A 16,049-nucleotide genomic window follows, 5' to 3' on the forward strand; every position below is an offset into this window, starting at 1 on the left:
AAAGACACTGTCTTGCTGGTTCGAACGCACGTACTTGTGAGCAGCAAGCTTTCTATTCCTGAAGAAGCTCGTGGATCTGTCATGGACGTGTCGGCGTATCCGGATATTCAGCAACTGTTTTTGGCCAGCGACATGCTGGTGACCGATTACTCCTCGTCGTTTTTTGATTATTCGATCCTTGGCCGGCCAATGGCGTTTTTCGCCTACGATTTGGAAAATTACCGCGATAACTTGCGCGGGTTTTATCTAGATTACGATTCTGAGCTGCCTGGTCCTATCGTAAGAACGGAAGGCGATTTGTTCGATGCCATTGAGGAACTTAAAGAGCTCTCTGTCAGTCAAAAGAAGATGATTCAAGATTTCGCCGCGCGATTTGCTCCGCGCGATGATGGTCACGCTGCTGCTCGGGCCGTTGATCAATTGCTTTAAGGGGCAGGACATATCCTTCTGGTTTTGTGCAGGGCGAGGAGTTCTGCAGTCGCCCCGCGCATGGCAGGGCATGTCATGTCGAGCATTCGAACCGCAGTACCGCCATGGTCGGGCGATCCAGATGCGGGGCCGACGGCCCGCTTCAACCCGGGGGGATCTAGGTGATCACGCCACCGAATTCGGTTGGAAGCTGAGGTTGCCGGGCCGCCCGGACCATCATCGGAGCCGTAGAGCATCGAAAGTTCTGTCGCCTGCTCATTCGAGGCCGCAATCGAGCTCAACGTGTGAGGCATGGTGCGGGCCGCGGCGGCGATGACTGCCGCGTTACCGGGTCTTCGCGGTTCGTGGAGGACGATCTGCTGTGTTTGAGTGTTTATGCTGGCGTCCAGGCTGCGCTGGTCAATCGGATATGCGATCGGTAATTAACTGCATTCCGGTAGCCGTTGCCAACGCGTTTTCTGGCTTTTACGCTGACGTTGGGTGATTCAACGTTGGGCGTCGTCGCGCCGGTGACGATTAGCACTTCGAACTCTTCCACCACCGGCATATTGTGTAGCAGAGTCGGTTGGCTTCCCGTTGTCCCGCTCGACCATCCGCCCCAGATGGTCTTTGGCGGCATCGGCGAGGGAACCGGTCCTTAACAGGAGGCGCAGTTGTTCTTTGACTTCCTACGCGGCCTGCAGTTTGCCGGTGGGATCGTTGACGCCGAACACGATCTGCAACCGGTTCCGGGTCCGGTTGGAGAGCTTCTGGTCCGCCTTTAGCAACAGCATGCGGTTGGCCGAGACCTGATCCTTGGCCCGGCCGCGCCTGCCCTTCGTTCCCTGCGCCGGGCGTTGCCTTACCTGGGTGGGCATTTTCTTCCCGAGCGTCACCAGATGGAAGTGGTCCACGCAGCCAGCCGTGCGGGGCAGCCACACCGCAGCGTTTTGGGGAACGCCGCCAGCAAGCGGATGGCCACCACTTGCACGCCCAATCTCCCCTCCAGACGCCGAGCCATCACCATTCACCAACGCCCTGGTGATCCGGTCGTCGACCACGCCCAGAACTTGTCCGGTGTCTAGGTCCACGATCGTGGTCACCGACGGCTCGTACCTGGCCCAGGTCTTTGATTCGGATCCCTGAAGATAGCGCTCGGACCGAAACGGGTGTTGGTCGATGCCTAGGTAGTTAGGTCTGAGCGCGTTCACATCCGGCAATTTTGGTCGCAGGGGAAGTTGATCCCTTCCCGAACCAGCCACCACGACACCCCGAAGGCGCGGGCTGCCTCGAACACAGCTCGGCGGGAATCGATGAGCGCGGAAACCAGCGACTCCTTCAGCCGGGGGGTGCCCCTATGGTTTTCGTCAAGCAGCAGCGGGTGTTTTCGCTTCATAGATTGTTCCGTCGCGGAGCATGGCGAAGATGACGTCACAGCGTCTGCGGGCGAGAGCGATGAGGGCTTGGTTGTGCTTTTTGCCCTGGACGCGTTTGCGGTCGTAGTAGGCCCGGGAGAGCGGGTCTTTCAGCGCGGCGAATGCGGAGAGGAACAGTGCGCGTTTGAGGACCTTGTTTCCTCTTCGTGAGGAGTGGTCGCCGCGGATTGAGGAGCCTGAGCGCCATGTCACCGGGGACAGGCCGGCGTAGGAGGCCAGATGCCCGGCGGTGGCGAATTCCTTACCGACGACCTCGGTGAGTATTCGTGCTTCGGTCCTGATCCCGACCGCCGGGATAGAGCTCAGGACCGAGTGAAGAGGGTGGTCCTCCACGAGGGCCTCGACCTGGACGTGGATGGCGTCGCGGGAAGCGCGCAGGTCCGCGAGCATGCCGGCCAGCTGCGGCAGCACGACGGCTGCGGCGTTGGTGCCGACCACGGTCACGGTCTGTTGGCCGAGGGCGTCGAAGATTTCCTCCGCGAGGCGCGCGCATACATGCGCGGGGCGAGCCGTTTCATCCGTGCCGTGACCCGTTTGCGTCCGGCTGCAGCCAATGCTGAGGGGGTCGGCCACGTGCGGAGCAGGTCCAGTACTGCCGGATGGTCCAGGCGGGGTCCGAGCACGCGTTCGAGGGCGGGGTGGATCTGGGTCAGCAGGCCGCGCAGCCGGTTACTGGTTGCGGTGATTTGTTTGGCCAGATCGTCATCGAATCCGCAGAGCATGGATAACTCGGCTACCTGCTCATCAGCTATCTGGATGGAGCGCAGTGTGTGGGGCATGGTGCGGGCTGCTTCGGCGATGATGGCCGCGGGCCGGGCATCGGTCTTCGCTTCACCGGGGTGAAGGTCGGCGATACGGCGCATGGCAAGGCCCGGCAGATAACCGACGGTTACGCCGGTGGCCTGGGCGACCGCGATGGGCAACGCGCCGATGGTGGCCGGTTGATCCACGACGAACAGGATGGATCCGTGCGTGGCCAGCTTCTCGATGACGGCCTTCATTTTGGCTTCGTCGTTCGGCAGCGCCTTGTCGTAAATCTTCTTGCCGTCCCGGTCCAGGGCCACGGCATGGTGTTCGCCCTTGCCGACATCGACTCCGAGGAAGACATCGACCTCGGCATGGTTCTTGATCACGCGTTTCCTTCCAGCAGTAGTAACAGGGCCACAGGTGCTGCTTGGTTGCGGTGTCAGAGCTCGGCATCCACGTTACAAACGGCCTCGAATACTAACTGCCCGGCCCCTATCAGCGATATCTCCGGCACCTTCTGGCCCCGGTGACATCACCCCCCCGGATCATGGTCGACTGGGGGCAGGAATCATGCCGGGGCCATCAGGCCAGCACACCCATATCCTCTCCGAGGAACGGGCTACGAAAAAGGTAACGGGGCAACGCGGAACCGGGTCTGTGGCCTGGCTGAACGACTTGCGTTTGCAGTCCGGCTCATCGCAGAGCCACCGGTACTTGTTCCAGAACACCTGCACCGGGCCTGCGACCGGAATATCCCGCAGCCGCGGCAGACGCCTGGCCTTCCGTCTGGTTGAGACGGTGCCGCAGTCCGGACAGCCGGGCCACAGTTCGGATTCCACCGTGATGCCGCTGGCCGAGGAGCAGGACCTGTATCGATGACCCGAAAATCGGGCAGGTTGAAGATGGCGGTGGCAGCATCGACTGCCACCCCGGGTAGGCTCGTTCAAAGGTCCTTGGTTCCTGTTAAAGGTGAATGCTTAGACTCACTCATCCCAGCAGGGCCACAGGGCCCTGCTGCTATCAAAGACACGGGGTTGATTCCCCGCGAACCGCGAAGTCCCGATAATCCACAGGGAGCGTTGCTAAGCTAATCCAGTTGTGGCGCCTAACCGTGGCGGTACCAATGGCCGTGGAGCAGCGGGAACGCTGCGGGAGAGGAGCCCATGCGCGTCGGACTCAAGGGCCGTGTAGCAGCGGTTGTTCCGCAGAGCATCATCCGTGCAGCTTTCCGTGCGTTCAGCGGAGGCGCTTCCCCGAGGGACATGCTTCAGACGCTAACCGCTCCAGTTCGCTCCTCCACGACCCGGTCTCCGGTCATGTCCAATGCGGGTCCACGAAGCGTGAACCAGTTTTCTGCACGTCGCGGAGCGGAGGAGGTGTCCGCCGTCATTCTCGACGCTCTTGCAACGGTGCAGGCGGCGCACAGGGTGCTGCGCACCGAAGGCGGGATCCCAACCGTGGTGGATGTCCCCGCAGAACAGTGGACATCGGCCGCTCAAGCGATCGCCGCTGCGGTCGGCACCCGCCCCTTCTTCTTTCAGTCCAACGGCGAAACTCGGCGCGTGACTGCCGATTGGCCGCCTGCGCCGTCAGTCATCTTCGAAGCAGTGGGGCACGCCAGCAGGTGCCTGAGCGGGCCGCATGCCGGGGTGACACTGGTGCCGCGCGAGGCTGGGCGACCGGAGATGGAGATGATGACCTCTGTCAACTTCCCGATCGACGTGGTCTACACCTGGGTGGACGGTAACGACCCGCAGTGGCGGCAGAGCAAAGCGCAGGCGGAGACGAGCCACGATTCCACGCGGCGCAACAAAACAGCAGCTAACATAGCCCGCTATGCCTCGCGTGACGAATTGCGCTATTCGCTCAGGTCACTGGATTACTTCGCGCCGTGGATCAATCACGTCTACTTGGTCACGGCGGGACAGACGCCGCAGTGGCTCAGTACTTCTAACAGCCGGATCACCGTTGTGGACCATCGGGACATCTTCTCCGATGCCACAGCATTGCCAACCTTCAATTCGCACGCCATCGAGTCCCAATTGCATCACATAAACGGACTTAACGAACACTTCCTATACATGAATGACGACGTGTTTTTCGGCCGACCGGTAAGACCGGAACTGTTTTTCCACGGCAACGGGCTGACCAAGTTTTTCCTGTCCGATCAAACCATAGATTTCTCACCGCGTTCGGCAGAAGACCTCCCGGTGGACAGCGCGGCCAAAAACAACCGCGCACTGTTGGAGAGGGCCTTCGAGCAAACTGTGGAGCACAAGTTCCAGCATGTCGCCCATCCAGAGAGAATCAGCACCTTGTGGCGACTAGAACAGGAATATCCGCAGGAGCTGTTGCGGACGCAGCAGAGCAAGTTCAGGGATCCAGCCGACCTTTCCGTTGCATCATCGTTGGCCCACTACTTCGGTTTCGCCATAGGTGCGGCAGTTCCGGGGAAGCTGTCTTACCGCTACTGTGACATCAACGATCCGTCGGCCCAGGCAAAGCTCTTGCGGTTGCTGCGGCGCAAGGATGCGGACATGTTCTGCCTCAACGAGGTGGACAGCACCGGAATCGATACTCGAAAGGTGGACGCACTCACCCTCAGCTTTCTGGACGCATACTTCCCCGTCGCAAGTACTTTCGAAAGCGAACCGCCATGACATCACCTTCCGGCAGCCTTAGAGGCGCCTTTTCGGCCGTCCGCCTGATAACCGGCAGGCGCGGGGGAGCGGCGCGCGAGGACTTCCATACCATGCAGCTTGAACAGCAGGACACCCTTCTGAGGGCAAGGTTCAGCGTGTCTGCACTCCTTCGGCCTACCTCGCTGTGGTGCCGGGACGCCGACGGCACGTGGATGAAGCTAGCGGAAGTCCAGGAATCTTCCAATTCACAGGGACGCGCCGCGCGAAGCTATAACGTGGGGATAGATCTGGCGGCCGCCATCGAAACTGCGGTGGCGGCTGTCCCCGCGCTGAGGGCGGACGGGGGGATTCTGGGACTCTTCGTCCAATTCGAAGCCGCAGCCAGTGATCTGCCTAAGTTCAGCACCAACATTCACGAGGACAGGCCGTCGTCCAACATAGCAGGGACGGACGGCTGGCGGTTCGCCGACCTACGGTCAAAAGTTACGGACGGTACGCTGGCCGGAGACACGGCCATGGTAGCGTGGGCGACCTTCGGGCGCTTCACTGAGACCGAGGTGGGGCCCCTGCGCAAAGCTTTCGTTCATGAGAACACGGTTGAACCGTACGTCAACCAGCATGGTCTGGTGTCGTTGGCGATAAACAAACCGCTCAAGCCCTATAACGCTGTCTACGTCCATCGGCTGACAGTTAGACGCGGCACTGTCGACCTGCAAGCCACTTTGGTCACCCGCCACGGTGAAGCCGAGGCTGTTGACCTAGTGCTGCTTGGGAGGCAGAGTGCAGCGCATTACTCTGCCCCAGCCCAAGCTTCGCTCGACGTAGATACAACCCGGCGGAAGTTTGGACTGCATAGATACAAGGTTCGCGCGCGACTGAATCTGGGTGCCTTATCCGATGAGGACCTGGCTCGGGACGAGATCCTCGACGCATGGCTCCACGTACAAGTTCCCCCGGATGCGGAGCCGCAGCGTGCCCGCGTAGGACACACTCGTTACCTCATCCGCAAATTTACCCGCCCCGGTTGGCAAAAGCGTGGAGACAAGACTCTAGCCATCACGCCTTACTACACCTTCAAGGCGAAAAACACCTCTTTTCACATTGAACTGCTAGCGACGAATGCCTTCGAGTACCTTCAGCGACGGTCGCGCAAAGCGAAGTGGCCGGAGTGGGGAAGCAAACGGAAGCGTGTGTGGCTGGTGGGCGAGAGGCCTTACAAAGCCCAGGACACCGGGCTGCACTTTTTCCGTTACATGCGCCGGGAGCATCCCGAAGTAGACGCTTACTACGTTATCGACCCGTCGTCACTTGATCTACGCAACCTGAGCGGTCTAGACCACGTTGTGGAATACCGCTCAAAGACACATTTTTATCTGGCACTGCGGGCCGAACGGTTCATTGGTTCGCACCACCCTGACTTCTTATATCCCACTTGGCTGCCGCAGTTTCGTAAGGCAGTGAGCGGCGTTAAGGTGTTCTTGCAGCATGGTGTGATGGGAACCAAGTGGATGGTCCCCAACTACGGAAAGAGCGCTCCGGGCTTCGATACCGACCTGTTCGTGGTTAGTTCCGAACGGGAGAAAGAGTACATCGTCAGCGACTTTGGCTATGCGCCCAAGGATGTCCTGGTCACTGGGCTATCCCGATTCGATGCACTTTTTGCGGGCGACGTCACTGTGCGGCCAAACCAGATCCTGATCTTTCCAACGTGGCGGGACTGGTTGCAGGATCCGGACCTGTTTGAAGAGTCCGAGTACTTCAAGGAGTGGGACGCGCTCCTCAATGATCCGCGCCTACGTGCCCTTGTCGAGAAGCAGAACGCCGAGGTGGTCTTCTGCCTGCACCCCAATATGCAGCAATTCAGGCACCACTTCGCCGGGGCGCCCGCGCGCGTCATATCCCAAGGCGAGATCGACGTCCAGTATCTGCTCAAGCAAAGCGGTGTCTTGCTCACAGACTATTCGAGCGTAGGCTTCGACTTTAGCTTCCTCGAAAAGCCGGTACACTACTTCCAGTTCGACCGGGAACGCTTCCTAGGACCGCAGGGTTCGCACCTAGATTTGGACGAGGAACTGCCTGGACAAATTGCATTCAGCCGTGCGGCGGTGCTGGAGCACCTCGAAGCCACCTTTTCCCGCGGATGCACGACCACGCCAGAGTACGCAGCCAGGTCCCGAAGGTTCCTGACCTTCAAGGACACTAATAACTGTCGGCGCATTTTTGATGCTGTGGCGGAAGCCCGCCCCGCCGAACCGCAATGGAGGAAAGCCATCGATCCGGAACTCGTCGAGCGGTTGTTCAGTAGGTTCCGCCGCAGCCGCTTCTACTTCCCAACTATGCGGCGCCTGTTCACCGCAGTGGAGAAAACGCCGATGGACAAGGACCTGATGGTGTTCGAGTCTGGGCTCGGTAAACAGTACGCGGACAGCCCCCGATACATCTATGAGGAACTGGTTCGGCGCGGAGATACCCGACGGAAGGTGTGGATTTACCAAGGGAAGCTCCCCACTTCAGATCCCTACACGACGGTGGTCAAGCGGCTCTCGCCGAGTTACTTCTGGTATTTGGCAAAGGCCAAGTATTGGATCAACAATCAGAACTTTCCCCACTACTTCCGCCGCCGCAAGGACGGGGTCTTCATCCAGACTTGGCACGGCACACCGCTGAAGAAAATGGCGCATGACTTGGACGCTATACACGGCCGGGACGAGGGCTACATATCCCGCGTGGACGAGGCAGTGGGCCAATGGACCACACTCCTCTCACCTAGCCCTTATGCCACCAAAGCTTTCCGGAGCGCATTTCGCTACACCGGAGACGTTGTTGAGCTGGGCTACCCACGTAACGACATCCTTGTTGGGCCCGATGTGCAGACGCGCGCTGCCGCCGTCCGGCGAAAGCTCGGCGTTCCCGCCCACAAACGCGTCATTCTCTACGCCCCGACGTTTCGAGACGACCATCCGGCGGGAAGGGGGCGCTTCCACTTCAACCTGCCGTTCAATTTAGAATCTTTCAGGGAACGCTTCGGGGAGGACACAGTACTTCTGCTGCGCATGCATGTACTGGTGAGCGAGGCGGTCGAGATACCGGAGAGCGTGCGAGACTGCGTGTACGACGTCTCCAATTTTCCGGAGATACAGGAGCTCTTTCTGGCCAGCGACGCATTGATTACTGACTACTCCTCGGTCTTCTTTGACTATGCCATCCTACAGCGGCCGGTAATCTTCTATGCCTACGATTTGGAGAACTACCGAGACACACTACGTGGGTTCTATCTGGATTACACCGAGCTGCCCGGTCCAGTTGTACGAACCGAGTCCGAACTCTTCGATGCGATCGACGAGAGCCGCTCAAGCGATTCGGTTCGCGAGCTGAAGTTGAAGAAGTTCGTCTCCAAGTACGCCCCCCGCGACGACGGGCATGCGGCGGGCCGCGTCGTTGACCGCTTGTTGTCTTAGTACAGTCTTTCCCCGGCGAGTATTTTTTCCACGGCGTCAATAAACCGTTCGGTGCTCGCACCCGGGGAAATGTCGCCGAAGTGATGTGCGATCAATTCGAGCTGCTCCGGTAGCACTCCGGTCTCCGCGGCTTCGGCCAGCAGCGCCGGCGTCCGTGCGGCCTCGGACTCGTCGATGAGCCTGATCTTGGCGGCCACGCCCTGGGCATCGACGTGGGCGCCCGGCTCCGAAGGCTTCGTCATGAGCAGGGGCTTCCGGCTGGGAAGCCAATCCAAGGCCATGGCAGAGATATCGCAAATGCACAGGTCCGCCTCGGCCATCGAAGCAGAGAAATCAGCCGAGGTGTCAACCCGGTGGCCAGCCGATGACGTCCTCTCTGCCGAGGTGATCATGCCGGCGATTTGGGTCAGTGCGATTCGGTGGGAGGAGAGCCGGCTGCCGGTTCGCGGATGCGGTCGGAAGACCAGCCGGTAGCGGGGATCGGCCAGGACAGAGCCAACGATTTCCCGGCCATGGCTGGCCAGCGAGCCATACGCCATGGCGGGGCGATCCCCTTCCCACGTGGGGGCGTAGAGGACGGTGAGGCGCCCGCCGTCGTTCTCGGTTTGCGGTGAAGCAATTGCGAAGTCCAGTTGCGGCCGTCCCACTTCCACCAGATGGGACTCATCAAACCGCTGCAGGGCGGCCAGGATGCGTTCCCGGGAGGCAGGGCCCGCGATGAAAGCGAAGTCGTAAGCCTTCAGTTGGTTGGAGACCATGGACACCTTGTCGCTCTCCCCATGGCTCAGATGCACGTGCACCTGCCCTGGGAGGCGGAGGACCGTGAAGTTGTCCCGGTTGTTGTTGACGTAGAACACCACCCGCGTACCGGCACGGGCGATGAACGCCTCCACCTCGGCAATACCCTTGGTGAGGAACACCGGCAGCGGTGAATCAGGGAGCAGTGTCGCGGCCGTGGCTGGCCGGTGGACCAGAACCGCGACCCGGTGGCGCTCTGCCAGCTTTGCCATGGGCGCCAGCCATTGCTGAACCTGGTAGGCGCTGTCCGGGCCGTCAGCGAAGTACAGGACGCAGTCGAACCGGCTGCCGGCGTTCCTGTTGGCGTCGGCCAGCCGGGTTCGCACGCGGCGTTCCGTCAGCACGCTATTGGCCTCGGTGAAAATCCGGGCGGCGAGAAGCTGAAGGCGGGACGCGATGGGCAACAGTGAATCCTGACGTCGGAGGGGTGGACCTACCTAAACAGCTTAGAGCTTCCCCACGTTGCGCCGTTTGGCATAGCCGTCGTTGGTCATGGCGTTCCCCCGGTAGAGCCACATGGCGCCGGCACCGGTTGTGGCCAGCAAGTCCACCTTGTTGTCCGAGGTGGCGTCGCCGGGTCCGAGGATTTGCTTGAACTGTTGCCATCCGCCGCTGCCGATCTGCCGCTCGGCGTTGAACCACGTTCCCGAAGCAGTCTTGGAGGTGCGTCCCTGCCGCAGCCAGAGAGTGCCGTCGGGCTTACTGGCCACCAGGTCGATGGTGCCGTTGCGGTCATAGTCGCCGACGCCAACAATCTGCGAGTAATGCCAACCCGTGTCGATACGGGTGCGCGAACCATGCTGACCGTTGCCCGGACCGGCGTACAGCCACGCGGTTCCGTCGGCGCCGACGCCGAGCAGGTCGTTCTTGCCGTCACGGTTAACGTCGCCCGTGCCTACCAGGGTCGCGAACTGGTTCCACCCGCCGGTGCCGATCTTTACCCGGCGCTTATAGCCTTCGCTGGAAGTGCTGACGGTGCCCGTGCCTGCGTAGAACCAAAGGGTTCCGTTAGTTTGACGGGCTACGATGTCGTTCTTGCCGTCCTCGTTGTAGTCGCCGATCCCGATGATGGAGCTGTAAATGTGCCAGCCGCGCCCAATCCGCTCCGGCGTGCCAAAAGTTCCCTTGCCGGTCCCGCGCACCAGCCACAGGGTGCCGTCCGCCTTGCGGCCGATCAAATCGCTGCGGCCGTCGCCGGTGAAGTCGCCCGGAGTGACTACGGTGTCGAACTGCTTCCAGACGCTGCTGACCAGCGTCCTGGCGTTGTAGCCTTCAAAGTCGACCATCTGGGTGCCCTTGTAGAAGCCCAACGAGCCATCGGGGCTGATGGTGAGGAGATCGTTTTTCTTGTCCCGGTCGTTGTCCCACGTGCCGAGGATGTCCGAGAATGCCTCCCAGCCTCCGGAGCCGATCTTGCGGGCAGCTGAAAAGGTGCCCGTTCCAGTCTTGCCGGTTCCTTGGTTCAACCACAGGGTCCCGTCTCCCTTGGACGCCAGGACGTCCACCCGCCCGTCGCCGGTAAAGTCCCGGGTCGCGACCAGTTTGGTGTAGCTGCCCCAACCGCTGGCGATCTGCGTACGGCTTCCGTGCTGCCCGTCGCCGGGCGCAGCGTACAGCCAAACCGTGCCGTCGGACCGTCGGGCGAGCAGGTCGTTGGTGCCGTCGCGATTGAGGTCGCCGGGGCCGATGATGTGGGTGAAGCCGTTCCAGCCGCTGCTGCCAATGCGCACGCGCTGCTGGAACGTCCCGTCGCCCTTGCCCTTGTACAGCCAGAGCGAGCCGTCGGTCTGCCGAGCCAGTAGGTCGCCGAGCTTGTCGCCGTTGTAGTCTCCGGTCCCGATGAGCAGGTTGTAGATTTGCCAACCGCCGCCAATCCGGAAGGGCGCCTTGTAGCCGCCGGCGCCGTTGCCGGGGTAGAACCAGAGCGAGCCGTCCCGCCGGCGTGAGAGCAGGTCGCCGTTGCCGTCCCGGTTCAAGTCGCCCGGAGCGGCGGAGCGCTGGGTGCTATCCCACGTGACGGTCCGGTTGTAGGCGAAGTTCTTCAAGTCGGTGTAGGAACCCCGCCACACATTCGAGTCGCCCGAGTAGGGGCCCGTTGAGCTGTACTGCCAAATGTCGTAGGAATTCCAGCCGGCCGGCAGCCAGGGGGTGCCGGTGGTGTAGTGCGCGACGTGCAACGGGTGGTTCTTGAAGGCGGTGCTCTTGCCGGTGCACTTGTTCCACCAGTCCGCTGTGGTGTAGATGGCCGGGAGGCGGCCGGTGCGGGCCTTGATGGTGTTCGAGAAGTCCCTGATCCAGTTGACCATGGCCCTCGGAGACATGCTGTAGCAGGTGTTGCCCAGTTCCGGATAGGGGTTGTATTCGATGTCCAGCAGGGGCGGCAGGGTCTTTCCATCGGCGGACCAGCCGCCGCCGTTGTTCACCATGTAGTTCGCCTGAGCCTTGCCCGACGAGACGTTGGGGATGGCGAAGTGGTACGCGCCGCGGATCATGCCGACGTTATATGAACCGGCGTACTGAGATGGGAACAACGGGTTCTTGTACAACAAGGCCTCGGTCGACTTCACATAGGCGAACCGCGCCCCGTAATTCCACTCGGTTTTCCAGTTGACGTTCGGCTGGTGACTGCTGACGTCCATGCCCTGGACCCCGCTGGGCCTCCACTTGTTGCGGTTGAGCATGGGGACTGCCGCTGGCACGACGGTGCTAGTGCGTTCAATATCGAGAACTTCGAGTTGCGCGTCGAGTTCTGCCAGCACTTCCGGCTGTTTCAGTTCACGCTCACGCTCCCGACGCTGCTGGAGACCTTGGCCCATGTCGGCGCCGTGTTCGCCCTGCAGGGTCTTCAGCAGCTCCAGGAGTTGCTCCTGGCTGAGCTCCTCGACCGGCACCTCGACGGATTCCGGTTCGTTTACGGTCGGGGTCGGGTCGCCGGCGTCGGGGGAGGGCTGGGCTGTCGGTTCTTCCGTGGCAGCGGCGGGGGAGGATGGTTGTGTGCCCTCAGCCGGTTGTTCGAAGCCCGGCGTCTGTCCGGTGCCGTCGTCGATCCAGGGTTCATTGCCGGGCGAGTCGCCGGGCGCCAAAGGTGAGGGGGAAGGTGACGCCGCATCCGGGCCAGTGGCCGCGGGGGCCTGCAGCAGGGCACCGTCAGGTGTCGACGCCGGCTGCGAGTCCGGTGCTGGCTGCCGCACGTCCTGGGCGAATGCACCGGGGGCCATCAGGAGTCCTACCGCCATTACGACGGCGGTTGCGCTGGCCAGACGAGCAGTGGCTCGCTGGTTCCGTCTGGGAGAGGCTGCGGGGCTGCGGAAGCTGGGCATGGATTGCTCCGGACGTAGGGCACAAAAGGGCCGGTCAAAGAGGCCGCAGCTTTGGAATCGCTTTCTCGAAGCTTTGGCTCAGGGCGAGTGGGTTAAACGTTAGCAGCAGGACGCGCGGAAACGCGGTGTCCCATAAGGTGTTTCCGCCCTCGTCGTCAGCTGAGCGCGCAACGTCGAGTATCCGTGCTGCGGAGCGGCGGAGACGGGACCTGCTGAAGGACAGACAGCGGATGCCTGCTTCAGTGATCGCCGAACCGATCGGCTGGTTCGGGTCCGCCGCTTGGTTGGGGGAACTTGGCCAGAATCCGGGCGGAGTACGCCCCGGTCGATCCTGCCCACAGAATCAGCATCGAGCCCGGAGACCAGATCCAATGCGAATGGTCTTCCCCGAAACCAGGATCACGCGCGGGCGTTCCCGGTGCTGGTGATGACCTGCTCGTATTCGCGTTTCATCATGGCCAGGATGATCCCGACCCTCATGATCGGGGATTTGCTGGCCGGCATGTGGGAACTGCTGCAGGACTGGGCGCGGTGTCGGGGCGGCTGGTCTCGGACAACGAGGCCGGAATTGGACGGCGAAACCGGTACGCTGCCGGCGTTGCCGCTTTGCCGGCGTTCTGGCACGCGGATCGTGCAGCTCAAGCTCAGGATACGGGCCGGTTCCTTCCTAGGCCAGTAGCGCCCGCGCTGCGCCCCCTGCCGGCCTCTTCTGGAAACACGAGTCGGCATCGGCTCAATCCAGGCGGTGATCTACACCTCAACGACGCACTCGATGTGAGCGTCAGGACGCGGATGCGCAGCCATGTCTAAACGGAACCTACGTCGCGAAGCAAAGCTAACAGGGGAAGAATCACCGGGAAATGGAACTGAGTTTTAAACGATACATCGTATGGTGAGGCTTGCGCCCCTTCGAAAAACACGCCATGGTGCTTGACAGCACCATAGAAGGGTCAGGAGATTCGACGCTGCCGGAAGCCATCCCGTGCCGTGGAAGAATCCTTTTGCGCATATTGGTGAAGGTGACGCCAGCAGTGGTGGGCCAGACGGCACCTTTGACCGTGAACTGTTCAGTTGGTATCGATTCTGGCACTGAAGTTGCCGTAGGCCGTTGAGTAGAAATCCACATCCCTAACGCGGACCGGCAGTTTAACTTCTCCCGTTGCGATTCCCTTGCGCACAGCGTTGCCTTCGACTCTAAGATCCACAGACAAGTTGACTACAGGATCCTTTGATTCAGCGATGGAATCGACGGGAAGAACCGCGGACAATAAAACACCAGACTCACCGTGGATAATATCGGCCCGTATACGACCGTAAGACTTTTTCCTTCGGCCGAGCCAACTCACCATTGCCCACTCAGTCTTTCCAAAGCTGTCGCTTAGAGAAATGTGGACCCTCGCCTGTCTGTCACTGACCGTAATGTCGATTAGTGTCGCACTTCCCGATACCTGTTTGGTCGGCTGTTTCTTGTCCAAAGAATCTTTGAGAGCTTTACCCCAGAGTGAGGTGATTTTCTTAGGGGAGAAGTCAGCAGACCGTTGCACGGCTGCGCGGCGCATCTTCAGAAGCTCCTTGGGGTCCATGGAAGCGATGTGATCAATCGCTCGGGCCAGAGCAGCAACGTCGCCATTCGGTACAAGAATACCATTTACACCGTGAGAAATGACATCTGACGGACCATACTTGATATCGTATGCAATGGGGATGCAACCCCTAGCCATACTCTCGAGGAGAACTAATCCCTGGCCTTCGAAACTGCTCGTGAGCAGACTAAATGACGCGCTTCTAAAATGCTTGCGAGCGTGAGGATCATAACCGCGCAAGGAGATGCGGTCATTTAGGTCGTAACTCGTTACCAGCTCTCTCAACCGAGCTCCGAGATCACCGTGACCGTAAACGTCGATATGGACACCTTCTACTGACTGCGCGATAGCCTGCACCATGTGGTGAAGTCGCTTCTCGGGAGCAAGTCGGCTCAGAACCACGCCATGTCGGGGATTTCTCCGGCGTATCCTTCTGATAGGTGGAGTGGTTGTCATATTAGGGATAGTTACCAGGTTGTCGGATACCAGCGCTTCATGAACCAGGTCATCGTGCTGGCGACTTGTGAGCGTCGATACGAGGTCGAATGAATCTAACTGACTGAACTTGGGAATTCCGTTGGCCGCTAAGACGTCGCCGCCGTCCTGTTGAGGAGTCCGATGGCTGCTGTGTAGGACGTGAACGACGACAACTTTATCGCGGCGGTACTCGTGCATCATGTCCGCCACGTTCGCAGAGTCTACAATGATAACGGCCGGATTGTCTTGAGTTAACCAATCGAGCCAAGAGATTGTGACGTACCTAGACCCATCCCACTGCTTTACAACCTCTCCCTCTCGAGAAAATGCAGTGAGGAGTCGTCCACCCGGCCTGCCTCTGTATCGCATATCGCGCCGGTCCATGAGGTATCTGCTGCCGTCCCTTCGGAACCGGTCGACTTGGAGCACAAGACCCTCTGAATTAACACGCGAGGTTTCCTTTCTTCCTCCATAGGGAAGCAGGTCAGCTGAGACATCAATGGACTCGCGGATCCCCCCGCTTAACTTCACCAATTCTGTGTCGGGCATCATGCTCAAGTCGAACCAGACGTTTCTGAACCTCACACGTTTACCTAGACGCCCAGCCTCGATGAGCTGGTTCTGCCGTTCGGCCGGATCCACCTCATGAATAGTCGAAGTCGTCAGCAACTCGATAGATCTATTATCGATTTCAGAGAACGCGGTGCTGCGTTGAAGCGCAACGCTTGTCACCCCGCCAAAGGATTCGCCTATGCCACCCATCATGATATAAATAGGCACATCTGGCAATAGGGGTCTTTTTGGGAACATTAATACCTCAATTATTTACGACGAGCACCAAACTATGAAGCTAGGTGTGGAAGTTCGATCGGAGCGCGCCTATGCATGTGAGAGCAAGTTGCGTGGCCAACCGGCATGTATCCTAATTTTTTTCTTTGTTTGTCTCTTGCATCGACGAACTTAAGACCTCGAAATCCTGATCAACATCAAATGTTGAGCCCACTGGAAATCCAGGACGCTCCGCTGATTGGACCGGTCGAGATCTACTTATCGAACCCGTCATGGCTAAAAGACGAATCGTGGGCGGGCGAGCGTGGGTGCTCAAATAGAATCTGATCTCAATCCTAATGACAAGCTACTTGCCGGAGGAGTAGAATGCGGTTTGTCCTTTGTCGCCTAC

9 protein-coding genes and 2 pseudogenes are annotated in these 16,049 nt (G+C 60.1%); 4 read left to right on the plus strand and 7 right to left on the minus strand.

The window, feature by feature from the left end; genetic code table 11:
- On the plus strand, nucleotides 1-429 hold a 429-nt coding region (locus AC5RWT_RS26085; RefSeq protein ID WP_494082724.1), incomplete at its 5' end, for a CDP-glycerol glycerophosphotransferase family protein.
- Between the two features lie 373 nt (nucleotides 430-802).
- Here the strand turns inward: AC5RWT_RS26085 and AC5RWT_RS26090 are convergent.
- From AC5RWT_RS26090 to AC5RWT_RS26105, 4 genes and pseudogenes are all read right to left on the minus strand, one after another.
- The gene (locus AC5RWT_RS26090) at nucleotides 803-970 is read right to left on the minus strand and encodes a hypothetical protein (protein WP_494082725.1); all 168 of its coding nucleotides are present in this window, start codon (nucleotides 968-970) and stop codon (nucleotides 803-805) included.
- Between the two features lie 127 nt (nucleotides 971-1,097).
- Nucleotides 1,098-1,511: a transposase gene (locus AC5RWT_RS26095; RefSeq protein WP_494082726.1), complete on the minus strand. Its 414-nt coding sequence runs from the start codon at nucleotides 1,509-1,511 to the stop codon at nucleotides 1,098-1,100.
- 264 nt (nucleotides 1,512-1,775) lie between these two features.
- Nucleotides 1,776-3,044: pseudogene (locus tag AC5RWT_RS26100) on the minus strand (IS110 family RNA-guided transposase).
- 92 nt (nucleotides 3,045-3,136) lie between these two features.
- Nucleotides 3,137-3,430, minus strand: a complete 294-nt coding sequence (locus tag AC5RWT_RS26105; RefSeq protein WP_494082732.1) for a transposase family protein — start codon at nucleotides 3,428-3,430, stop codon at nucleotides 3,137-3,139.
- Nucleotides 3,431-3,967: 537 nt separating this feature from the next.
- On the opposite strand from AC5RWT_RS26105, the gene AC5RWT_RS26110 reads away from it, so the two are divergent.
- The gene (locus tag AC5RWT_RS26110) at nucleotides 3,968-5,251 is read left to right on the plus strand and encodes a Stealth CR1 domain-containing protein (protein ID WP_494082727.1); all 1,284 of its coding nucleotides are present in this window, start codon (nucleotides 3,968-3,970) and stop codon (nucleotides 5,249-5,251) included.
- Between the two features lie 92 nt (nucleotides 5,252-5,343).
- Nucleotides 5,344-8,691, plus strand: a complete 3,348-nt coding sequence (locus AC5RWT_RS26115; protein ID WP_494082728.1) for a CDP-glycerol glycerophosphotransferase family protein — start codon at nucleotides 5,344-5,346, stop codon at nucleotides 8,689-8,691.
- Here the strand turns inward: AC5RWT_RS26115 and AC5RWT_RS26120 are convergent.
- Together AC5RWT_RS26120 and AC5RWT_RS26125 are read right to left on the minus strand one after the other, a co-directional pair.
- Nucleotides 8,688-9,893 carry a CDP-glycerol glycerophosphotransferase family protein gene (locus tag AC5RWT_RS26120; protein ID WP_494082729.1) on the minus strand — a complete coding sequence of 402 codons (1,206 nt, stop codon included), beginning with the start codon at nucleotides 9,891-9,893 and terminating at the stop codon, nucleotides 8,688-8,690. The two genes, AC5RWT_RS26115 and AC5RWT_RS26120, sit on opposite strands and share 4 nt — an antisense overlap.
- A gap of 42 nt (nucleotides 9,894-9,935) precedes the next feature.
- Nucleotides 9,936-12,707 (minus strand): GH25 family lysozyme, encoded by a 2,772-nt coding sequence (locus AC5RWT_RS26125; protein ID WP_494082730.1) that lies wholly within the window; start codon nucleotides 12,705-12,707, stop codon nucleotides 9,936-9,938.
- Nucleotides 12,708-13,496: 789 nt separating this feature from the next.
- Here AC5RWT_RS26125 and AC5RWT_RS26130 point away from each other — a divergent pair.
- A pseudogene (locus tag AC5RWT_RS26130) lies at nucleotides 13,497-13,604 on the plus strand (IS110 family transposase); the annotation flags it as partial.
- A 272-nt stretch (nucleotides 13,605-13,876) separates the two neighbouring features.
- Here the strand turns inward: AC5RWT_RS26130 and AC5RWT_RS26135 are convergent.
- Nucleotides 13,877-15,634 carry a glycosyltransferase gene (locus AC5RWT_RS26135; RefSeq protein ID WP_494082731.1) on the minus strand — a complete coding sequence of 586 codons (1,758 nt, stop codon included), beginning with the start codon at nucleotides 15,632-15,634 and terminating at the stop codon, nucleotides 13,877-13,879.
- Nucleotides 15,635-16,049 lie beyond the last annotated feature (415 nt).

It is taken from the genome of Arthrobacter sp. Dra40 (genome assembly GCF_059091905.1).

Bases quoted from the DNA above. Each gene is read 5' to 3' on its own strand.
- AC5RWT_RS26115 (WP_494082728.1), top strand. From the start codon at position 5,344: ATGCAGCTTGAACAGCAGGACACCCTTCTGAGGGCAAGGTTCAGCGTG.
- AC5RWT_RS26125 (WP_494082730.1), bottom strand. From the start codon at position 12,707: ATGGCCCCCGGTGCATTCGCCCAGGACGTGCGGCAGCCAGCACCGGAC.
- AC5RWT_RS26135 (WP_494082731.1), bottom strand. From the start codon at position 15,634: ATGATGGGTGGCATAGGCGAATCCTTTGGCGGGGTGACAAGCGTTGCG.